Below are 19,847 nucleotides of genomic sequence, written 5' to 3'. Positions count from 1 at the left end.
AGGAAGGGCCCCAGTGGGGCCGAGGGGTACCAGTGTAGTCACAGGGCGGTAGCGAAGTGCAGTGCGCATTTGGGAGGATGGAGGTGGCTTGCCCCATGAGGACCGGGTGCGGGCCCCTCCTAGAGATCGGATGCTCCCATGGCCCGCGGAATCTACGTAAGCGCGATGACGCCGGGATCGGGCAAGACGCTGATCAGTCTGGGCCTGGCGGACATGCTCCACCGGCACGCCGACCGGGTGGGATTTTTCCGCCCGATCGTGGAAGGCTCCGACCGCGAGGACGATCCGGTGGTCCGCCTGATGCAGCGCCGCTTTAACCTCAGCACCTCCAACTGCCGCGGCGGGCTGACCCGGCGGGAGCTGCGGGCCCTGCTGGTGACCGGAGAGCGCGGCGAAGTGGACGCGCGCTGCATGGCCATCTACAGCGAGATTGCCGCCAACTGCGATGTGGTGATCGTGGAGGGCACGGATCTTTCCGGGCACGACGTCGCCCTCGAGTTCGATTTGAACGCCCGCCTGGCGAACAACCTGGGCGCCATGGTCATGGCCGTGGTCAACGCCCGGGACATGTCCGTCGATGAGGTTGCCGACGCCGTGGATGTTGCCCGCCGCCAGCTGGCCGCCACCAAGTGCGACCTGCTGGCAATGATGGTCAACCGGGCGGAGGAGCCCGCTGTGGATGAGCTTCGGTCACACGTCCGGCCAGGCGCCTCCCACCGGCCGGTCTACGTGCTCCCGGAGCTGAATGAAATCTCCCAGCCCTCGATCTCCGAGGTCGCCAAGGCCCTCTCCGCCCGGCAGATAGCCGGCAGCAGGTCACTGGAACGCGATGTCACGGGCGTGAAGGTCGCAGCGATGACCGTCAGCAACTTCATCACCCAGCTGGCCGACGGCTCGCTGGTGATTGCTCCGGGCGACCGCGCCGACGTGATGGTCGCTGCCCTCGCTTCCTCCTTCTCGGCGGAGTTCCCCGTTCCCAGCGGCATGATCCTCACCGGCGGCCTGCCCCTGGACGCCGGTGTCCTGGCCCTTCTCGCCCAGGCTCCCTTCCCGGTGTTTGCCGTGGACAGCGATACCTATTCCACTGCCCGGGACGTCAGCCAGGTCCGCGGCGAGATCGCCACCGGCCAGCGCCGCAAGGTTGCGGCGGCGCTGGGCATCTGGTCCCGCTACGTGGACGAGCAGGAGCTGCTGGAAAGGCTGGAGCTCCCCCGCCCGGAAAAGACCACTCCCCTGCGTTTCCTGAACGAACTGATCGTCCGGGCCCGGGCCAAGCGCCGGCACATCGTGCTCCCCGAAGGCCTGGACGTGCGGATCCTGCGGGCCGCGGAGATCCTGCGCCGCCGCGATGTCTGCGCCCTGACGGTGCTCGGCCCCGAGATTGAGGTCCGGGAGCTCGCGGCCAGCGAGGGCATCGACCTGGCCGGAATCACCATCATCAACCCGGCCACCAGCGGACTGCGGGACGACTTCGCCCGCGAATACCAGCAGCTGCGGGCCAAAAAGGGCGTCACGATGGAGGACGCCCAGGAACGCATGCTCCAAGGTGCATATTTCGGAACCATGATGGTCAAGCTGGGCCGGGTGGACGGTATGGTCTCCGGCGCCGCCCACACCACGGCCAACACGATCCGGCCGGCCTTGGAGTTCATCCGCACCAAGGAAGGCTCCCAGATCGTTTCCTCGGTGTTCCTGATGCTGCTCCAGGACCGGGTGCTGGTCTACGGTGACTGTGCGGTGAACCCGGATCCAAATGCCGAGCAGCTGGCGGACATTGCGCAGGCCTCCGCGGACACCGCCGCCCAGTTCGGCGTCACTCCGCGCGTGGCAATGCTTTCCTACGCGACCGGAGCCTCCGGAGCCGGCGAGGCAGTGGACAAGGTCAGGGAAGCCACCGAGATTGTGCGCAAGGCCCGCCCGCAGCTTCCCGTTGAAGGTCCAATCCAGTACGACGCCGCCGTGGATGCCTCCGTCGCCGCGTCCAAGGCCCCGGGATCCACCGTCGCCGGGCAGGCGACCGTGTTCATCTTTCCGGACCTGAACACCGGCAACAACACCTATAAGGCGGTCCAGCAATCCGCCGGGGCGGTCGCCGTCGGACCCGTTCTGCAGGGTCTGCGGAAACCCGTCAATGACCTGTCAAGGGGCGCTACGGTGGAAGACATTGTGAACACCGTGGCCATCACGGCCATCCAGGCGCAGGAGGACTAATGCTGATCTTGGTGATTAACTCAGGTTCCTCGTCGCTGAAGTACCAGGTGCGCAATACCGACACCCACGAGATCCTGGTCAAAGGCCTCATTGACCGGATCGGTGAGGCTGAGGTGCCGGACCACCGGGCTGCCCTGCTGCGGCTCAGTGAGGAAGCCGGGCCGGTGCTGCACGGAAAAACGATTGAAGCCGTAGGACACCGCGTGGTCCACGGCGGCGAACGCTTCAGCCAGCCGGTGCTGGTGGACAATGAGATCACCCGCGCCATCGAGCGGCTCAGCCCGCTGGCACCGCTGCACAATCCCGCCAGTGCCATGGGTATCCGGGCGGTCGCAGAACGCTATCCCGGCGTCCCCCAGGTCGCCGTCTTTGACACGGCATTCCACCGGACCCTGCCGCCGCGCGCCTGGCGGTATGCCATCCCGCAGCCGCTCTACCGGCGCTACGGGATCCGGCGGTATGGCTTCCACGGCACCAGCTGCGCTTATGTCAGCGAACTCGCCGCCGAATTCCTGGACGCCCCCCTGGACGAGTTCAACGCCGTCGTGGCCCATCTGGGCAACGGGGCGTCGGTGACCGCCCTGCAGAACGGCCGGAGCATCGACACCTCCATGGGATTCACCCCGCTGGCCGGGCTGGTGATGGGAACCCGCAGCGGCGACATCGACCCTTCGATCCTGGTCTTCCTGGCCCGTGAGGGCTACAGCGCGGATGACATTGACACCCTGCTGAACCGTGAATCCGGGCTGCTGGCGCTCAGCGGGGTCGCCGACATGCGGGAGATCACCGCCGCGGCCGAGGCGGGAGATCAGCAGTCGGAACTGGCACTGGAAGTCTCCGCCTACCGTTTGGCGAAATACATCGGCGCGTACCACGTGGCCGTGGGCGGCGCGCGCGCCATTATCTTCACGGCCGGGATCGGGGAGAACGACGGCGCCTTCCGGGCCCGGGTGGTGGCCCTGCTTGGTGCCCTGAACGTCCGGCTTGATGACGCCGCCAATAACCTCCGCTCGAATGAGGTCCGCAGGATCAGCAGTCCGGATTCGGCCATCGACGTGCTGGTGGTTCCGACGGACGAGGAAGAAGCGATCGCCGAGGCGACGGCGGATACCGTTTTGGCGGCAGGACGCGAATAGCGCCCCATCATGGCACGCAGTTCCGGCACAGCAACCCCTACCAGCCGGTACCACGCGAAAGTTCGTGGAGCAGTCTTTCCGGCGCGACACGGGTGCCCGGCCTTGCTAGCATTCTCGGCAGGTTAAGCAGAAGCCGCGGATCCCTTGTGCGTGGAGTTGGCATGGAACACACCCTGCGGGTACTGGTAAGAATCGATACGAAAAGCTCATCAGCCGGCATTGAGGTGCGCGGGTGCCTGGTGCCGGCCAACTGCCCGGACCTGGTGGAAATCCTCCGGCACACCGCCACCCTGGGCGCCCATATGGTCCTCAACCTGACCAAAGCCCTGCATCTGGACGCCTCCGCTCTGGATGAACTGCTGCTGCAGACCGGGCAGGTTCCGTGCCTGCCGCTTGATGGCGGGCACACCACGGTCTCGGTGCGCCTGCCCTCCCGTCTTCCGTCCTGCGCACCCCGGGTCCAGGTGCCGGATTGGAATCCGCTGAGCAACGCGCAGGCGTTCGAGCTGGCCTTCCAGCAGCATGATCCCGCCGCCCTCCGCTCTGCCCGGCGGCCCGGCTGAGCTGGACTCCGCTGTGCGGCCGTTGAGCGCCGCACCCCGCCGCACCCCGACGAATTGTCAGCAGGCTTATGAATTTGGGAGGATGGAGCCTATTCATCCCGCAACGAGCAGGAGGCCAGCATGAAGGCAGTGACATGGCAGGGCAAGCGGAAGGTCAGCGTCGAGGAAGTGCCCGATCCGGTGATCGAGCAGCCAACTGACGCGGTCATCAGGATCACCTCCACCGCACTGTGCGGTTCGGACCTGCATCTTTACGAAGTTCTGGGGCCCTACATGAAGGCCGGGGACATCGTCGGGCACGAGCCGATGGGCATCGTGGAGGAAGTCGGCAGCGCCGTCACCAACCTCAAGCGCGGCGACCGGGTGGTCATCCCCTTCCAGATTGCCTGCGGACAGTGTTTTATGTGTCGGCAGGGACTGCAGACCCAGTGTGAAACGACGCAGGTCCGGGACAAGGGCATGGGTGCTGCCCTGTTCGGCTATTCAGAGCTCTACGGGTCCGTTCCCGGCGCCCAGGCCGAGTACCTCCGCGTGCCGCACGCTGACTACGGCCCGATCGTCGTTGGATCCGAACTCCCCGACGACCGGTATCTCTTCCTGTCCGACATCCTCCCCACCGCGTGGCAGGGAGTGAAGTACGCCAACGTGCCCGACGGCGGCACCCTGGCGGTCTACGGACTGGGCCCGGTGGGACAGTTCGCCGCCCGGATCGGAGCCCACCTCGGCTACCGGGTTATCGGCGTCGAACCCCAGGCGGAGCGCCGTGATCTGGCGGCCCGCCACGGTGCGGAGGTGCTGGACCTGTCCAAGGACCTCGGCGATGAGCTGCGTGAGATGACCCAGGGCCGCGGCCCGGATGCGGTGGTGGACGCCGTGGGCATGGAAGCGCACGGCTCCGGGGTCGGCGCTTTCGCCCAGGCAGCCGTTGGACTGCTGCCGGATGCCCTGGCGCAGAAGGCCATGGAAACCGCGGGTGTGGACCGCCTCGCGGCACTGCACAGCGCGGTCGATTCCGTGCGCCGCGGCGGCACCATCTCCCTGAGCGGGGTCTATGGCGGTACCGCCAGTCCGATGCCGCTGATGACCATGTTCGACAAGCAGCTGAACCTGCGGATGGGGCAGTGCAACGTGAAGCGGTGGGTGGATGACCTGCTGCCGCTCGTGGAGGACCCGGCAGATCCGCTGGGTGTCACGGACCTGGTCACCCACCGTGCGGGGCTGGACGCCGCTCCGGAACTGTACGAAAAGTTCCAGAAGAAGGAAGACGGCTGCATCAAGGTCGTTTTCCAGCCCGGCCTGAACTAGGCCTTTCGTGCCCTGCCTTCCTCCGCGGCGGGCAGGGCACGCGGGCTAGCTCCTCCGCAGGCTCCAGGCCCAGCGGATCAGCGGCAGCTGCAGGGGCAGCCGCAGGCTGTGGATAATCCGTTCGCGGTCCGAGCCGCGCTCACCAAAGGCACGCTCCAGGGCACCGAGGTGTCCAGCGACAAAAGCGGTGAACATCAGGGCAGTGCCGGTGGCCGCAGCCTTCCTCGTGGCCGGGAGCAGCAAGCCCGCCGCTGCCACACCCTCAATGACCCCGCTGCCGGAGATCCACTGGCTGCGGGTCAGCAGCCCGAAACGCCCGCTCTTGTCCCGGCAGAGGGTGCGTGGCACCACTGACGCGTAGAACCCCGGGTTCCGGAAGTGATTGGCGGCGCTGATGCCCAGCAGTGCGGCAAGAGCGGCGGCTGAGGCGGTCTGTTTATTCATGGGCTTCTTCCATTGGCGGAACGGAGGGCGTCGGCGCCTTCTGCGCGCCGGAGTGCATCCTGTGCATGGCGTCAGCAGCCCGGACCAGGGCCAGGTGCGAGAAGGCCTGGGGGTAGTTGCCTGCCATACGCCCGTTCACTGTGTCATATTCCTCGCTGAGCAGGCCAACCTCGTTCGCGCAGCCGACCAGCCGGTTCATCAGCTCCACCGCGTCGCTGGTGCGTCCCGTGTGCGCATACTGCTCGGCCAGCCAGAAACTGCAGGCCAGGAACGGATTCTCTCCCGGTTCCAGGCCGTCGATTCCGGTAGCGCTCTCATAGCGCAGCAGCAGGCCTTCCCCGTTGAGCAGGTCCTGCTCCATCCGGGCCACCGTCCCGAGCATCCGGGGATCGTCATAGGAGACGAACCCCACGTGGGTCAGCTGCAGCAGCGAGGCGTCAACTTCAGAGCTGCCGTAACACTGAACGAAGGAGTTCAACCCGGGGTCATACCCGTGTTCCAGGATCTCCGTGCGCAGGCCGTCCCGAAGCGCTTCCCACAGCTCCACCGGACCATCCAGCCCGTCCTCCCGGACCGCCCGGGAAGCCCGGTCGAAGGCTGCCCACATCATCACCCGTGAGTGGGTGAAGAACCGCGGTTCGCCGCGGACTTCCCAGATACCGTGGTCCGGATCCTCCAGATGCCGTTCCAGGAAACCAAGCAGTGCACGCTGCAGCGCCCAGGAGAAGTTGTCCTCCTTCACACCCCGTTCCCGCAGGCGGGCCAGGGAAACCATAACCGTGCCAACGACGTCGGCCTGGTACTGGTCAACCGCTCCGTTGCCGTGCCGCACCGGAAGCGAGCCGGAATGCCCCGGGAACTGGTGCAGTATGCGTTCGGGCAGGTCCCGTCCCCCGTCCACGGTGTACATGATCTGCAGGTCCTCCGGGTCCCCCGCAACTGCCCGCAGCAGCCAGTTGCGCCAGTGCAGTGCTTCGTCGTGGTAACCGTGCGTCATCATCGCTTCCAGGGTGAGCGCCGCGTCCCGCAGCCAGCAGTAGCGGTAGTCCCAGTTCCGGCTGCCGCCGAATTCTTCGGGGAGGGAAGTCGTGGGCGCAGCCACAATACCCCCGGTGTCCTCGTTGGTCAGTGCACGCAGCACCAGCAGCGAGCGCCGCACCGGCTCCTGGTAGCGCTCCAGGTCCACGCACCGCCCGGCCCAGTCCTGCCAGTACTTGGTGGTGGAAGCCAGAGCCGCATCCACGTCTGCCTTCGCCGGGGTTTCCCGGTGTGAGGGGTACCAGAGCAGTTCCAGATCCACCGTGGAGCCCTCGCGGACAGTGAACCTCCCGGTATGACGGTGATCGCTGCCGTGCGGAATGTTGCCCCCGTACAGGACCATCGCGCTGGGCCCGGCAATGGCGAGCAGCTGCTCAACCCCGCCGTGGCGCTCCCGCCGCATCCAGGGAACGGTGTCACCGTAGTTGAACCGGACTTCCAGCTCCTGCCGCATTTCCACCGTGCCGCGGAGTCCTTCGATACGCCTGATCACAGACGCCCGCCGGTCACCGACAGGCATAAAGTCCGTTACCAGGACCTCTCCCCCGGCGGTCCGCCACACAGTCCGCAGGATGAAACTGGCGTCAAGATAGCTGCGGCTCAATACCCGGGCTCCGGAGGCAACCGGCTCCAGCAGCCAGCGGCCATGGTCCTCCGTTCCGAGGAGCGCACCGAAGACAGAGGGGGAATCAAACCGCGGCAGGCAAAGCCAGTCCATGCTTCCGGCACGGGAGACCAAAGCTCCGGTGTGGAGATCGGAAATCAGGGCATAATCCTCAATCGGAGTGGCCATTGCACCACTCAACCACACGGGCCGTCCGGGGCCTATGGGCCGTGCCTATCCGGCCCCGGGCCTACTCCGCCAGCTCAAGGGCAGCCAGAACGCTTCGCAGCCCGCTCGGATAATTCGTGGTGAACTCCTGTACTCCCAGCCGGTAGGCAGCCTCCGCATCGGCAGGATCATCAACAGTCCACGCCCGGATTGTCCTGCCCGCAGCTACCCAACCGGCAACCCTTTCCGGATGGGCGCGAAGATACTCGACGCCCGGACCGGCGATGCCTGCCGCGCCATCGGACACCAGTGCCTCACCTTCGGCCAGCGCACGGTTCAGCATCCCCGCAGTGTCGAAGCCGGGCGGCAGCAGCGGCGCTGCTTCGGCGGTGGCGGCCTCGTCGACGTCGGCCAGCAGCTGGCAGACGAAGGCGGCCGGCACGCTGCGGCACAGGTGGCGGACGGACTCCGGGCTGAAACTCATGAAGCTGACGGTGACCGGTCCGAGCCGGGAGGCCGCCGGTTCCCAGCCCTGCGCTTCAAGCAGGGCCAGGACGGTGTCCTCCAGGTCCAGCCCGAACGGGCCGGGCTGCTTGAACTCGACCGCAAGGGAAATCCGGCGGCCAGCGCCTGCGAGCAGGTCCAGCAAATCGGCGAGGGTAAGGAACTGCTCGGCTGGGGTTCCGTAGGCGGCAGGAACCGCGGCGTGCTTCCAGCTGCTGAAGTCCAGTTGCCGCAGCTGCTCCACGGAATGCGAGGCCACCGGCCCCGTTCCGTTGGAGGTGCGGTCCACCGCCGCGTCGTGGATGAGCACAGGCTGTCCGTCCCGGCTGAGATGGACATCGCACTCCACTCCGTCAGCGCCATCAGCAAGGGCCTGCAGGTAGGCGGCGCGCGTATGCTCCGCGAAAACACCGCTGGCACCGCGGTGGGCATAGATGATCGATCGCATGTCAGGCCTTTCGCCGCTGTGTCCCTGCAGGCAGTCCACGCTACGCGAGCCGCCTGCCGCGCGTGGCACCCCCCAATTCTGCCGCGCGTGGCGCGAGAGTCCCTGGTACTGGTTAGATGGCAGTGCCGGTTCGCGCAGGCACCGGAAGAGCCGGACGCCTGGAATACGCTGTCCCGCACTCTAGCCCAGGAGTTGCTGCATGTTTGGTCGCCCGCTTTCTTGGATTTCCGCGAATTTGCGGGCTGCCCGGTCCGCAGCCGGATCCGGGGCACGCCGGTGAGCACGCCGCTGCTGGAAAAGGATGCGGTGAAGGCCGCTGCCCTGCGCCGGATGAAGCTTGTGGCCACCAGTCTGCTGGTCATTCTGGGCATCATTTTTGTGGTGGCCTTCGCCCTGCAGGACCAATACCCCTGGCTGCAGTATGTCCGGGCCGCCGCCGAGGGCGGTATGGTCGGTGCGCTGGCGGATTGGTTTGCAGTGACCGCACTGTTCAAGCATCCGCTGGGGATCAAGATCCCGCACACGGCAATCATCCCGCGGAACAAGGACCAGATTGGCGCTACCCTGGGCGACTTCGTCGAGGATAACTTCCTCTCCGACGAAGTCGTGGAAGCCAAGCTGGCCTCCATCGGGATAGCGCAGCGGGCCGGCGCCTGGCTGGCCCGGCCGGAGAGCGCGGACCGCGTTGCCCGGGAGGGAGCGGCAGCGATCCGCGGCATCCTCCGCGTGCTCGACGACGAGGCAGTCCGGGACGTCCTTGAATCCATGTTCCGCCGGCATGTGGTGGATGTACCCTGGGGCCCTCCCGCCGGCCGCATGGCCGAACGGATCTTCGATGAAGGCCATCACCATCAGCTGGTGGACCTGCTGGTAGACAGCCTGAGCGACTGGGTGCAGCAGAACCCCGACGTCGTTTCCCGGCTGGTCGCGGAGCGTTCCCCCTCCTGGGTGCCCGGGTTCCTGGACGATCTGGTGGGAGACCGTGTCCAGGTTGAACTGAACCGGTTCCTCGCGGCTGTGCAGGATGACCCGAACCACCAGGTCCGTGTGGCGCTGGATAACTATCTCCGCGGCCTCGCCAGGGACCTGCAGCATGATCCGGAGGCGATGGCCAAGGCTGAGCGCGTCAAGGAACAGGTGTTGGACGATCCCAGGGTCCGGGAGCTGGTCACCCAAACCTGGAGCACCATCAAGTCGGCGCTGACCGATGCGGTGGACGATCCAGACAGTGAACTAACCACCAATTTCAAGGCAGCCGTGCAGGATTTCGGCGCGCGGCTGGTCAGCGATCCGGAGCTGGCAGCGAAGGTCAACGCCTACGTCGCTGATGCAGCAGGTTACCTCGTGCGCACCTACCGCAAGGACATCGCCGGGGTGATCACGGAGACAGTGGAACGCTGGGACGCCGAAGAAACCTCGGAGAAAATCGAACTGCAGGTCGGAAAGGACCTGCAGTTCATCCGGATTAACGGAACCGTGGTGGGTTCACTCGCTGGCCTGGCCATCTTCACGGTGGCCCACGCCATCTTCGGCTAGGCGGACCGGCGTTCGGGAAGTGCGCGGATGTCCGCCGCAAGTTCTCCCGGGATAGCGCCCGGAGCTTCGCCGAAGGCCCGGTGGGTTGCCTTGATGACGGAGCGGCCCATGGTGTAGTTTCCGGCCCCGCCGATCACGGCCCCGATCCCCAGCGGAAGTGCCCGTCCAATGATGACGGATCCCTGCTTGGCCAGCATCTTCCGCATGAACTGCTTGCGGATGGAGGAGCCTATGCTGCCCAGCATTCCCGAGGACGCGCTGCCCATCGCGCTGCCCCAGGGCTTCCCCTTACTGAGCTGCTGCATCATGGCCGTGCCCTCTTCACCCAGCATGATCGCCATAACAACGGTGCGGGACCGCTCCGGGTCCTGGAGCCGGACACCGTGCAGCTCCGCCACGGACTGGGCGTAAAGAGCGGTCGCTTCCAGGAAGCCGAAGGTAGCGGCTGCGGACAGCCCGAGTGCGGCAGCGGTTCCCACCGCAGGAACGACGGCGGTTGCCCCAACGGCTGCTCCGCCTCCGGCGACAGCTGCAAGGTAGTGGTGCTCAAGGATTTTGACCAGTTCTGCTGCTGAGGCCTCTGGATGCCTGCGCTGCAGCCGGCGGATGTTGGCCAGCACCAGCGGGCGCTGCACTTCCACAGCCCGCTCGATTCCGCGGGCAATGTGGGACTTCGGTTTGCCGTCCCGGTCAAAAACCGCTCCGCCGGCAAGCCTGAGGGCACTGGTGGTCTTGAAGCCCATGCGCATTCGCTCCTTACGTGTACCGGATTTATCCGCCCACCCAGCCTACGTGAGCGGAGTTAAAGACGAACGGGTCCACGGAAGATATCCCGTGGACCCGTTCGCTGGCTGCGGGTAAGTCCCGCGCCCTGGCCTGGCTAGGCCCGGGCACCACGCTTGGTGATCATGCCGTAAACCAGCAGGACGACGATCGAGCCAAGAATGGCCACGATCCAGGTCTGGAGCGACCAGAAGTTCTCAAGGCCAACATTGAAGATGGCGTTGCCGATGAAACCGCCCAGAAGGGCACCTACAACACCGAGAACGAGGGTGATAACCCATCCGCCGCCCTGGCGTCCCGGAAGCAGAGCCTTCGCAATAGCACCTGCAATGAGTCCCAGAATAAGGAAAGCAATGATACCCATGTGAATACTCCTCGCTGTGTGAGTGACTGGTGAAAGTCAACATGGCCTGTGGGCCACGCTTTCCATAAGCCTACTTCATAAGCATGCTTATGCGAAGCCGGTTTCGCGTAAATTTATCCCTATTTTTTGTATCATGCCTAGTCAGAGCCTTAATCAGTGACCTTATTTTTCTGCGGCGCCAAGGCGAAACGGCGCAGGAAGACAGCTATGTCCCGCATTTCGTCCGATTCGATCCGGTGCCCCATTCCCGGGTATGTCCTGGCGGTCAGCAGGGTGTTGACTTCCAGCCATCTGCCGGCTGCCGCGATGGCCTCTGGATGGATTACCCAGTCGGCGCGGTCCCGGCCCCAGAAAAACGGCACCCGGGGCGTCAGGGGCTCCGCCATGGCCAGCAGTTCGCTGTCCACCACGAATCCGGAGAGCCCGACGGCACTGGTGAACGCGGCCGGACGCAGCCGCAGCGCAGTGACGGCGAGCGCCATGCCCTGGGAAAACCCGAGGAGTGATACCCCCGTGAAGCTGCCCTGCTGCTCAAGTGTGGAGATCGTGGCCAGCAGCTCCGAGCCTGCCTGGAGAACCTCCGCCGCGTCGGAGTCCAGCATCGGGTCCAGCAGGAACCAGCCAAAACTCCCTCCAACGTGAAATCTGCCCCGCGGCCACCCCGGTGATCCCGGGCGGGAGGGAGGGGGGAAGAGCGGCTGCATCGCGGTTTCATCCGAGCCGTAACCGTGAAGCATCACCAGGAGATGTGTGCCTGGACGCTCGGCCGCAGGTGCGGACCAGATGAGGTGATGCATCCCTCCAGAGTAGGGCCGGAGCGTGCCCGGGCGCGTTTGCCCCCGCGTTCGCCGGGCCAGCTGCCGACCATTGTGCTGGGCATGGCAGGAATCTACAGTTTCAGTCAGCGCATAGATGTGCGCCGCGGCTGCTGATAGCGGGGGCTCATGTACTCAGGGACAAACCGGGGCGCCATAGTGACGCTAACCGCCAACCCCAGTCTGGACCGGACCGTGGAACTCTCCGGAGTCCTGGCCCGCGGGGCTGTCCAGCGGGCTGTGGGAGTCCATGAAGAACCCGGCGGGAAGGGCGTGAACGTCTGCCGGGCACTCAATGCCTCCGGCTCGGACTGTGTGGCCGTGCTCCCCGGGGATAACGAGGATCCCGTGATGGCAGGCCTGCGGGCTGCGGGCATCAAGCACCGGAACCTGCCCATCGGAGCCGCCCTGCGCGCGAATCTCACGTTCACGGAACCGGATGGAACCACCACCAAGGTCAATTTGCCCGGACCGGAGCTCGGCACGGCGATCCAGGAAAACCTGCTGGCCCTGACCCTGGAGGCGTGCACCGGACCGGACGAAGGCGAGCCGGCCCGATGGCTGGTACTGGCCGGGTCACTGCCACCCGGTGTTCCACCCGATTTCTACGCTGTAGCCGCCGATGCCGTGCGGCGGCGCTTCCAACACAACACCCCCGCCCTCGCCATCGACTCCTCCGGGCCGCCCCTCCTGGGTGCACTGCTGCATGGTGCGGCACCCAATCTCCTGAAGCCCAACGGTGAAGAACTGGCGGAGGTCACCGGCATCGCCACGGGCGATGAGCTTGAGGCCGATCCTTCCCTCGCTGCCGGCGCGGCGCTGACGCTGATCGAGCGGGGCGTGCAGACCGTCCTGGCCACCCTCGGCGCCAGGGGCGCGCTCCTGGTGACGTCCGGCGGTGCCTGGCTGGCTACCCGCCCGCCGGTCACGGCACGGTCCACGGTCGGCGCCGGTGACTCCTCCCTGGCCGGTTATCTGCTGGCCGAATCTGCCGGAAAACCGCCGCAGGACTGTCTTCGGCAGGCAGTGGCACACGGCGCGGCTGCTGCGTCGCTGCCTGGCACCACTGTGCCTTCGCTGGACGAAACCCACCCGGAAGAGGTCACTGTCACGCCGGTGGAACTGCGGCCGGTTCCTGCTTCCAGCACCAGGCGCGGACCTGCCCCAACCTCATCTAAGGAGCAATCCTGATGTCAGACCTTATTACACCGGACCTGGTGACCCTGGACCAGAATCTTGGCAGTTCACGGGACCAGGTCATCCGCTACCTTGCAGAAAAGGTGGTCGCTGCCGGACGCGCCACGGGTTTCGATGAACTGTATGCCGACGCCATGGCCCGGGAGCAAAAGACGGCAACCGGCGTCCCGGGCGGCATCGCCATTCCGCACTGCCGTTCCGCGGCCGTGACTCAGGCCAGCCTGGCCATGGCGCGGCTGCAGCCCCCCGTGGATTGGGGCGCGAAGGACGGGCCGGCGGACATCGTCTTCTTCATCGCGGCACCGGAAGGCGCAGACCAGGAACACCTGCAGCTGCTGGCAAAGCTGGCGCGGTCCCTGATCAAGAAGGATTTCACCGCTGCCCTGCGCAGCGCGGAAACGCCGCAGGCAGTTGTGGAACTCGTTGACGGCGCCCTCGGGCTGGGGCCTGCACCGGGACCGGATACCGCGGGAGCTGGTGAACCCGGTTCTGCCGGCGCCCACCAGGCCGGGAGCCCTGCCTCAGCGGGAGCAGGCGCCGCCGCCGGAGCGGGTGCAGCCGAGGGAGCTGGCGCGGCGGCCGGGACTGGCGCAGCCGGCACGCGGGGAACCTCAGGTCCGGAGGGCGGCACCGGAGCGGCTGCGACAGACGAGGGACATGAGGCCCAGTCCGGGGCTACGCCGCACCGGCTCGTGGCGGTGACCGCCTGCCCCACCGGAATTGCCCACACCTATATGGCGGCGGATTCCCTGGCTGCAGCCGCTGCGGAACGCGGCATTGACCTGCAGGTGGAAACCCAGGGGTCGGCCGGGGCCACCCCCCTGGATCCGGAAATCATCAAGAACGCCGACGCCGTGATTTTTGCGGTCGACGTTGATGTCCGGGATAAGGGCCGCTTTGCCGGCAAGCCGGTGGTCAGCGGCCCGGTCAAGCGCGGCATCGACGAGCCCGGGGTGATGATCGACGAGGCCCTGGCCGCGGCGAAGGATCCGAACTCCCGGAAGGTCGCAGGCGGAGGAGGCGGCGGCGAGGAACGTGCAGCCTCCGGCGGCGAGAATTTCGGCGGGCAGCTCAAGCGTGCCCTGCTCACCGGCGTCAGCTACATGATTCCCTTCGTGGCCGGCGGCGGCCTCCTCATCGCGTTGGGCTTCCTGCTCGGCGGATACGAACTCGCCCTGTCGGACGAGGCCGGGGTAGCCAACGGCGACAACCTGCTGGCCGGCTCCGGCCTGTTCAACCTCCCGCCCGAAGGACTGTGGGCCTATCTGGGGGCCGTCTTCTGGAAAATCGGCACCATCTCGCTGGGTTTCCTGGTTCCGGCGCTGGCCGGATACATCGCCTATGCCCTCGCGGACCGGCCCGGAATCGCACCGGGCTTTACCGCCGGCGCCGTCGCCCTGTTTATGGACGCGGGCTTCCTCGGCGGCATCGCGGGCGGCCTGCTCGCCGGTTATGTGGCCATGTGGGTGGGCCGCTGGAAGGTTCCAACCTGGCTGCGCGGCCTGATGCCCGTGGTGATCATCCCCCTGCTGGGTTCGCTGATAGCCTCCGGGCTGCTCCTGCTCGTCCTGGGCGGCCCCATCGCTGCACTCACGCTTGCCCTGAACAACTGGCTGTCCGGGCTCACCGGTGTGGCGGCCATCGGCCTGGGCGCGATCCTGGGCTTGATGATGGGCGCGGACCTCGGCGGTCCCATCAACAAGGTTGCCTATGCCTTTGCGGTCGCCGGACTCGGCGAAGCCTCGTTTGAGAACCAGGCCCCCTGGGAGATTATGGCTGCCGTGATGGCTGCCGGCATGGTCCCGCCGCTGGGTATGGCGCTGGCCACGGTGCTGGACAAGAGCCAGTTCACCATGGCCCTGCGGGAGAATGGCAAGGCCGCCTGGGTACTGGGAGCGGCATTCATTTCCGAAGGCGCCATTCCCTTCGCCGCCTCGGATCCGCTGCGGGTTATTCCCTCCACAATGCTCGGCGGGGCGGTGGCCGGTGGTATCTGCATGGCAGCCGGCGTAACGTCGCAGGCGCCGCATGGCGGGCTTTTCGTGTTCTTCGCGATTGGGAACTTCTTTATGTTCCTTGTGGCCATCATCGCCGGGATGGTCGTCACGGCATTGGTGCTGGTCGGCCTTAAGCGCCTCACCGCCCCGAAGATGACCGAAGAACCCGTTGTCGCCTAGGGACCTGAGACGAGTCCACAGAGAGGTACAGAAATGCGCACCATCAAGGGAATCGGCGTCAGCCCGGGCCGGGTCCTCGGCCCGTCGCTGCGGATGCCCCCGCCCGTTCCGGAGCCCGACGCCGAGTCAAGGTTTGGTCCCGGCAGTTCCGTGGACGCGGAAAAGGAACGCCTGAAGGACGCCGCGGAGAACGTGCGGGAGGATCTCAAGCGGCGCTCCGCCGCGGCCTCCGGCGACGCCAAGGCGGTCCTTGACGCGACCGCGATGATGGCGACGGACCCGATGCTGCTGAAGGCCGCCGGCAAACACATCAACAACGGCATGGCCGCCGACCGCGCCGTCTGGGAGGCCGGGCTGGAAGTCGCAGCCATGCTCCAGAGCCTGGGCGGTTATATGGCCGAACGAACCCAGGACGTTCTGGATGTCCGGGCGCGCATCGTGGCGCAGCTGGACGGGCTGCCCGCTCCCGGGATCCCGGCGTCGGAGGTTCCATTCATCCTTACTGCCGAGGAACTTGCTCCGGCGGACACCGCCACATTGGACCCCTCCCTGGTCATCGGGCTGGTGACCAGCGGCGGCGGCCCGCAGTCCCACACCGCGATCCTGGCCCGCTCCCTGGGCCTGCCCGCGGTCGTGGGGGCCGTGGGCGCCGACTCGATTCCCGACGGCGCTGAGATCTACCTCGATGGAGCTGGCGGGAGCGTGGTTGTGGACCCCGGTCCACAAGAACGGGACGCGGCACAGAAATACGCTTCCCGGGCGTCGCTTCCGGCCTTCAACGGCATCGGAACGACGTCGGACGGCCACCGGGTGCCGCTGCTGGCCAACGTGGGATCGGGCAAGGACGCGGCTGCTGCCGCCACCGCCGGAGCCGAGGGCGTCGGGCTGCTGCGGACCGAGTTCTGTTTCCTCGGACGTGATACCGAGCCCAGCCTGGAGGAACAGGTTGCCGCCTACGGGGATGTGTTTGCGGCTTTCCCGGGCAAGAAAGTCGTGATCCGGACCCTGGATGCCGGTGCGGACAAACCCCTGCCGTTCCTGACCGACGCCACCGAACCCAACCCTGCGCTGGGGGTCCGTGGATTCCGCACCGACCGTTCCTCTCCCGGGGTCCTCGCCCGGCAGCTCGAGGCCATTGCTGCTGCCGCCGGGGCACACGATGCCGATGTGTGGGTCATGGCGCCAATGATCTCCACCGCCGATGAGGCCAGCGATTTCGCGGTGATGTGTGCCGGCGCCGGGCTCGCCACCGCGGGCGTGATGATCGAGGTTCCGGCCGCGGCGATCAAATCCCAGGCTGTGCTGTCCAAGGTGAAGTTCGCTTCCCTGGGCACCAATGACCTGACGCAGTACGCCATGGCTGCCGACCGGCAGCTCGGCACCCTGGCCACGCTCAACGATCCCTGGCAGCCGGCTGTCCTGCAGCTCATCGGCATGACGGTGGACGGCGCCGCACAGGCGGGCGCAGCAGACAGCCGGCCCCGGAACGTTGGGGTCTGCGGCGAGGCGGCAGCGGACCCCGCCCTCGCCGTCGTCCTGGCCGGCCTGGGCGTCAACACGCTCTCCATGACACCGCGCGCGTTGTCCACCGTCGGAGCGGTACTGGCGTCAGTGACGCTGGCCCAGGCCCAGGAACTTGCCCGCGTGGCACTCTCCTCCCAGACTGCTGCAGAAGCCAGGACCCAGGTCCGTACCAAACTGCCCATCCTCGACAAACTCGGACTGTAGCCGCAGCCCCGGCAGCAGACACCACAGGCAACCCAACCGGAAGGAACCTCCCATGCCAGAACGTTCTGCAACCATAGCCAGCCGCGTTGGGCTGCATGCCCGCCCGGCTTCCCTCTTCGCGGAAGCCGCCGCGGCGCAGCCGGTGGAGGTGACGATCGGAATGGAGGGGGACCCTGCAGAAGACGCTATGGATGCCACGAGCATGCTGGCCCTGATGAGCTTGGGCGCCTCGCACGGCGACGTCGTTGTCCTGCGCGCTGAGGGGGAAGGCGCGGATGCTGCCCTGGATGAATTGGTCAAGGTCCTGGAGACGGATCTGGACGCCGAGTAACGGCGGGAAGTCCGCCGCCAACCGCGGCTGACCGGACAAACAACGAAGCCAGCGGCACGGGGCCGCTGGCTTCGGTAGTAACTTCACGCTGACCCCCCACAGGCAGCGGACGTTACATATTCATTAGTCTGGCACAGGGTCATGAAGTTGTGAACAGATTCTGTGAAATTCAACTCACGTTTCGGTAACTTTCCGCCAAGAGGTTCTGGGGCGGCCGCCGGCGCTGGCGGGCATGTGAGACCCACATAATCGTCAGCCCCAACGTCACCAGGATGACGGCGGAAAACGGCAGGACCAACCCGAACACGCCGATGACGAACAGTTCGATCAGGACGCTGAAAACAAAGACGACAGCCAGCCCAACCCCGACGAACCCCGCGCCCGTCCTGTGGAGGACGCTGAGCCGCGGATTGGCGGCGGCCGCGAGCGCTGGAATGCAGACGCACGCGGCTACATACCCGGGATAGAGCCGGCCGACAGAGGCATACCACCGGACCGTTTGCTGGTCGGCATAGGCCCACAGACCCGCAGAGGACACCGGCAGCTCACTGGCCGCGAAGAGGTACACGGTCAACCCGACTGTCAGGCCCAGCACCGCCAGTCCTACGGGTCCGATGATCAGTTTCCTTGACCATCGGGCACCAAAGGCCGCCGCGGCTTTCACGCCCAGAATGACGAAGACCGCATACAGGGCCAGTCGTAGTGCCAGGTTGGCAAGGTTGCGGCCGCCCAGCAGGGCATCAACCGGGTCGTAGAATCCCGGAAGGCTCAGTGCCATGGCGAGCGCAATCAGCACCATGCAGGCAAACATTCCGCGGTTCCTGCCCTGCAGCGCCCCCGGCAGCCGAAGCAGCGCAAAAAGCGAACTAAGCCCCAGCGCCGTCAACTGGATGGCAACGTCCACGGTCATCCCAAATTCTCCAAAAGTGCCTGATCGAACTTTGCATCCTGCTCCCGCTTGCGCAGCACCTTCGACAGCGCATCGAGGCGGTCCCGTGCCAGCGTGACCAGGTCGACGTCGGAAAGTTCCGCGATGGCCTTCTCGCGGCCCTTGGGCGGCCACCCTCCCTCTTCAGGGTGCAGCACACCGGTTACTACCAGCCCACTGGTGAGGGACACTCCGGCAAGCCGGGCTGCGGCGATGGCAAGATCCGGTGCCAGGCGTCCCGCGGTCAGCTGCGCGGAAATGTTCTGGGGCGCGGTCCCGGTGGCTGCAGACAGCTGCTGGCGAAGGTCGCCCGGATCAACGGCATCGAACCACTGCCGCACGGAGGCGGTATCCGGATAGGTGCACAATTCCGGCTCGGGGACCTTCCCACCCTTGGCCGCGGTGGCCCGGTCCAAGAGGGCCTTGAGGATGCACGGGTAGGACACCTGGCTGATGAGTTCAGCTTGAGTGGGCTCCCGCCTGCCCTCATCCAGGCCCGCGAACTCTGCGAAGGAGGAGAGCGCGGCGACGGGATCCTGCCCGTAGGCGCGGGCCACCCGAATGACCGTGGCCATGGAAACCTTGTTCCGCACCAACTGCTGGGCGAGTGTTGACCGCTTGATTCCGGTCATTCGACACAGGTCCGTCGTGGACTCGTCGGGGGCTATGGTTGAGCGCCAATGTTGGAATGCCTTGGCGGCTACCGCCATTGCGCCTCCTCGATTGGATTCTCCGGTTACCAGTTAGTATACTTCTGGAACTGGCTCCCCCCTCTGTGTTCCCCCCATATGCAGAGGCGGGAGCCAGCTCCAATTAACAGCCGGCTTTACACCCGGCCCGCCAGCGGTTCCGGGAAAGACCAAAAACTCATCCTGCCCGCCGCCGCGCGGCATGGCGGGCAGCTTCCCAGGCTTCTTCCAGACGGTCGACGGCGGCGGCATACGTGCCCAGCGCAGCAGGTTCCCGCGACGGGGACTGCGCGGCTTCCTGCGCCGTGAGGGCATCCCGGGACGCCCGTGCGAGCCGGCTCGTTTCCGCTTCCCGCACATCCCCCAGCCCCGGGTATTCCACGCCTTTCCAGGGGTCGAGTTCATAGGAACTCCACTCCCGCAGGACTGCTTCCCGCCGCAGATCCAGGCCATGGAGGCGTTTGGCCCAGATCCGCTCTGCGCGTGCCAGCTTCCTGGCCCGGTGCCGGCGCCGCAGCCAGATCGATGCTGCGGCGGATCCCGCCACCAGGACCAGTCCGGTGACGGCGGCAGCGCCGGTGCCCGCCAGTCCAGCCCAGGCCACCGCCAGGATTCCGGTCAGCAGCCCGGTGAAACCCACCCAGAACAGGCGTTCGCCGTCTTCCCGGCGCAGCGCTGCATCCAGTGCGGGCGCAGTGAAGAGAACTGCCGCAGCCGCCAGCAGGATTGCAGGAATCGCTGCCAGGAGACTGCCGTCCACGCCGGGCATAACGCCCCCTTTCCTGTCCCTGCCGGCACTGGCAGGGTTCGGGATCGTCCCTAAATACCAAGTATGCTTATCTCCGGAGTTGCCACCCCTGGACCTCCAGCATTGCATG

At 66.3% G+C, this 19,847-nt stretch carries 18 protein-coding genes; 9 read left to right on the top strand and 9 right to left on the bottom strand.

Features of this window, described 5'->3' with window-relative positions:
• Positions 1-138: 138 nt before the first annotated feature.
• The 4 genes from pta to ArtHe_RS15615 all read left to right on the top strand — a co-directional run bounded on the left by pta (position 139) and on the right by ArtHe_RS15615 (position 5,215).
• Positions 139-2,211: a phosphate acetyltransferase gene (gene pta, locus ArtHe_RS15630; protein WP_248317766.1), complete on the top strand. Its 2,073-nt coding sequence runs from the start codon at positions 139-141 to the stop codon at positions 2,209-2,211.
• The gene (locus ArtHe_RS15625; RefSeq protein WP_248317765.1) at positions 2,211-3,347 is read left to right on the top strand and encodes an acetate kinase; all 1,137 of its coding nucleotides are present in this window, start codon (positions 2,211-2,213) and stop codon (positions 3,345-3,347) included. The genes pta and ArtHe_RS15625 overlap by 1 nt, the downstream gene beginning before the upstream one ends.
• A gap of 161 nt (positions 3,348-3,508) precedes the next feature.
• Positions 3,509-3,910 (top strand): hypothetical protein, encoded by a 402-nt coding sequence (locus ArtHe_RS15620; RefSeq protein ID WP_066300787.1) that lies wholly within the window; start codon positions 3,509-3,511, stop codon positions 3,908-3,910.
• 120 nt (positions 3,911-4,030) lie between these two features.
• Positions 4,031-5,215 (top strand): zinc-dependent alcohol dehydrogenase, encoded by a 1,185-nt coding sequence (locus ArtHe_RS15615; RefSeq protein ID WP_066300785.1) that lies wholly within the window; start codon positions 4,031-4,033, stop codon positions 5,213-5,215.
• A gap of 45 nt (positions 5,216-5,260) precedes the next feature.
• On the opposite strand, the gene ArtHe_RS15610 is transcribed toward ArtHe_RS15615, so the two are convergent.
• Genes ArtHe_RS15610 through ArtHe_RS15600 form a run of 3 tightly spaced genes read right to left on the bottom strand, consistent with a single transcriptional unit; the run spans position 5,261 to position 8,421 of the window.
• Positions 5,261-5,659: a hypothetical protein gene (locus ArtHe_RS15610; RefSeq protein ID WP_248317764.1), complete on the bottom strand. Its 399-nt coding sequence runs from the start codon at positions 5,657-5,659 to the stop codon at positions 5,261-5,263.
• The gene (locus tag ArtHe_RS15605; RefSeq protein ID WP_282568692.1) at positions 5,652-7,508 is read right to left on the bottom strand and encodes a glycoside hydrolase family 15 protein; all 1,857 of its coding nucleotides are present in this window, start codon (positions 7,506-7,508) and stop codon (positions 5,652-5,654) included. Before ArtHe_RS15605 ends, ArtHe_RS15610 begins: the two co-directional genes overlap by 8 nt.
• A gap of 43 nt (positions 7,509-7,551) precedes the next feature.
• The gene (locus ArtHe_RS15600; RefSeq protein WP_248317762.1) at positions 7,552-8,421 is read right to left on the bottom strand and encodes a glycerophosphodiester phosphodiesterase family protein; all 870 of its coding nucleotides are present in this window, start codon (positions 8,419-8,421) and stop codon (positions 7,552-7,554) included.
• A 330-nt stretch (positions 8,422-8,751) separates the two neighbouring features.
• On the opposite strand from ArtHe_RS15600, the gene ArtHe_RS15595 reads away from it, so the two are divergent.
• Positions 8,752-9,957, top strand: coding sequence for a DUF445 domain-containing protein (locus ArtHe_RS15595; RefSeq protein ID WP_248319826.1), 1,206 nt, complete (start codon positions 8,752-8,754; stop codon positions 9,955-9,957).
• Here ArtHe_RS15595 and ArtHe_RS15590 read toward each other — a convergent pair.
• From ArtHe_RS15590 to ArtHe_RS15580, 3 genes are all read right to left on the bottom strand, one after another.
• Complete coding sequence (locus tag ArtHe_RS15590) at positions 9,954-10,700, bottom strand: hypothetical protein (RefSeq protein WP_066300778.1); 747 nt, start codon at positions 10,698-10,700, stop codon at positions 9,954-9,956. The genes ArtHe_RS15595 and ArtHe_RS15590 overlap by 4 nt on opposite strands.
• Positions 10,701-10,837: 137 nt before the next feature.
• Positions 10,838-11,104: a GlsB/YeaQ/YmgE family stress response membrane protein gene (locus ArtHe_RS15585; protein ID WP_066300776.1), complete on the bottom strand. Its 267-nt coding sequence runs from the start codon at positions 11,102-11,104 to the stop codon at positions 10,838-10,840.
• Between the two features lie 149 nt (positions 11,105-11,253).
• Positions 11,254-11,901, bottom strand: a complete 648-nt coding sequence (locus tag ArtHe_RS15580; RefSeq protein WP_248317761.1) for a phospholipase — start codon at positions 11,899-11,901, stop codon at positions 11,254-11,256.
• A gap of 147 nt (positions 11,902-12,048) precedes the next feature.
• Here ArtHe_RS15580 and ArtHe_RS15575 point away from each other — a divergent pair, with 147 nt between their 5' ends.
• Genes ArtHe_RS15575 through ArtHe_RS15560 form a run of 4 tightly spaced genes read left to right on the top strand, consistent with a single transcriptional unit; the run spans position 12,049 to position 17,352 of the window.
• Positions 12,049-13,110, top strand: a complete 1,062-nt coding sequence (locus tag ArtHe_RS15575) for a 1-phosphofructokinase family hexose kinase (protein ID WP_248317760.1) — start codon at positions 12,049-12,051, stop codon at positions 13,108-13,110.
• The gene (locus ArtHe_RS15570; protein WP_248317759.1) at positions 13,110-15,293 is read left to right on the top strand and encodes a fructose-specific PTS transporter subunit EIIC; all 2,184 of its coding nucleotides are present in this window, start codon (positions 13,110-13,112) and stop codon (positions 15,291-15,293) included. Before ArtHe_RS15575 ends, ArtHe_RS15570 begins: the two co-directional genes overlap by 1 nt.
• A gap of 33 nt (positions 15,294-15,326) precedes the next feature.
• The gene (gene ptsP / locus ArtHe_RS15565; protein ID WP_248317758.1) at positions 15,327-17,021 is read left to right on the top strand and encodes a phosphoenolpyruvate--protein phosphotransferase; all 1,695 of its coding nucleotides are present in this window, start codon (positions 15,327-15,329) and stop codon (positions 17,019-17,021) included.
• Between the two features lie 52 nt (positions 17,022-17,073).
• On the top strand, positions 17,074-17,352 hold the full coding sequence (locus tag ArtHe_RS15560; RefSeq protein WP_066300769.1) for an HPr family phosphocarrier protein: 279 nt from the start codon (positions 17,074-17,076) through the stop codon (positions 17,350-17,352).
• Positions 17,353-17,521: 169 nt separating this feature from the next.
• Here ArtHe_RS15560 and ArtHe_RS15555 read toward each other — a convergent pair whose 3' ends face one another.
• The 3 genes from ArtHe_RS15555 to ArtHe_RS15545 all read right to left on the bottom strand — a co-directional run bounded on the left by ArtHe_RS15555 (position 17,522) and on the right by ArtHe_RS15545 (position 19,738).
• Positions 17,522-18,262 (bottom strand): hypothetical protein, encoded by a 741-nt coding sequence (locus tag ArtHe_RS15555; RefSeq protein WP_248317757.1) that lies wholly within the window; start codon positions 18,260-18,262, stop codon positions 17,522-17,524.
• Entirely contained in the window at positions 18,259-18,912 is a 654-nt protein-coding gene (locus ArtHe_RS15550; RefSeq protein ID WP_349238363.1) for a hypothetical protein, read from the bottom strand. Before ArtHe_RS15550 ends, ArtHe_RS15555 begins: the two co-directional genes overlap by 4 nt.
• A gap of 235 nt (positions 18,913-19,147) precedes the next feature.
• Complete coding sequence (locus tag ArtHe_RS15545) at positions 19,148-19,738, bottom strand: hypothetical protein (protein ID WP_248317755.1); 591 nt, start codon at positions 19,736-19,738, stop codon at positions 19,148-19,150.
• Between the last annotated feature and the right edge of the window lie 109 nt (positions 19,739-19,847).

The organism is Arthrobacter sp. Helios (assembly GCF_023167125.1).
Lineage (GTDB): Bacteria > Actinomycetota > Actinomycetes > Actinomycetales > Micrococcaceae > Arthrobacter_B > Arthrobacter_B luteolus.
The sequence above is the reverse complement of the archived record's forward strand: the minus strand, read 5'-3'. Positions and strand labels throughout refer to the sequence as shown.

What these genes read in the sequence shown, in the direction of transcription:
- pta (WP_248317766.1), top strand. Translation starts at nt 139, where the DNA reads ATGGCCCGCGGAATCTACGTAAGCGCGATGACGCCGGGATCGGGCAAG.
- ArtHe_RS15625 (WP_248317765.1), top strand. Translation starts at nt 2,211, where the DNA reads ATGCTGATCTTGGTGATTAACTCAGGTTCCTCGTCGCTGAAGTACCAG.
- ArtHe_RS15620 (WP_066300787.1), top strand. Translation starts at nt 3,509, where the DNA reads ATGGAACACACCCTGCGGGTACTGGTAAGAATCGATACGAAAAGCTCA.
- ArtHe_RS15615 (WP_066300785.1), top strand. Translation starts at nt 4,031, where the DNA reads ATGAAGGCAGTGACATGGCAGGGCAAGCGGAAGGTCAGCGTCGAGGAA.
- ArtHe_RS15610 (WP_248317764.1), bottom strand. Translation starts at nt 5,659, where the DNA reads ATGAATAAACAGACCGCCTCAGCCGCCGCTCTTGCCGCACTGCTGGGC.
- ArtHe_RS15600 (WP_248317762.1), bottom strand. Translation starts at nt 8,421, where the DNA reads ATGCGATCGATCATCTATGCCCACCGCGGTGCCAGCGGTGTTTTCGCG.
- ArtHe_RS15595 (WP_248319826.1), top strand. Translation starts at nt 8,752, where the DNA reads ATGAAGCTTGTGGCCACCAGTCTGCTGGTCATTCTGGGCATCATTTTT.
- ArtHe_RS15590 (WP_066300778.1), bottom strand. Translation starts at nt 10,700, where the DNA reads ATGGGCTTCAAGACCACCAGTGCCCTCAGGCTTGCCGGCGGAGCGGTT.
- ArtHe_RS15585 (WP_066300776.1), bottom strand. Translation starts at nt 11,104, where the DNA reads ATGGGTATCATTGCTTTCCTTATTCTGGGACTCATTGCAGGTGCTATT.
- ArtHe_RS15580 (WP_248317761.1), bottom strand. Translation starts at nt 11,901, where the DNA reads ATGCATCACCTCATCTGGTCCGCACCTGCGGCCGAGCGTCCAGGCACA.
- ArtHe_RS15575 (WP_248317760.1), top strand. Translation starts at nt 12,049, where the DNA reads ATGTACTCAGGGACAAACCGGGGCGCCATAGTGACGCTAACCGCCAAC.
- ArtHe_RS15570 (WP_248317759.1), top strand. Translation starts at nt 13,110, where the DNA reads ATGTCAGACCTTATTACACCGGACCTGGTGACCCTGGACCAGAATCTT.
- ptsP (WP_248317758.1), top strand. Translation starts at nt 15,327, where the DNA reads ATGCGCACCATCAAGGGAATCGGCGTCAGCCCGGGCCGGGTCCTCGGC.
- ArtHe_RS15560 (WP_066300769.1), top strand. Translation starts at nt 17,074, where the DNA reads ATGCCAGAACGTTCTGCAACCATAGCCAGCCGCGTTGGGCTGCATGCC.
- ArtHe_RS15555 (WP_248317757.1), bottom strand. Translation starts at nt 18,262, where the DNA reads ATGACCGTGGACGTTGCCATCCAGTTGACGGCGCTGGGGCTTAGTTCG.
- ArtHe_RS15550 (WP_349238363.1), bottom strand. Translation starts at nt 18,912, where the DNA reads ATGACCGGAATCAAGCGGTCAACACTCGCCCAGCAGTTGGTGCGGAAC.
- ArtHe_RS15545 (WP_248317755.1), bottom strand. Translation starts at nt 19,738, where the DNA reads ATGCCCGGCGTGGACGGCAGTCTCCTGGCAGCGATTCCTGCAATCCTG.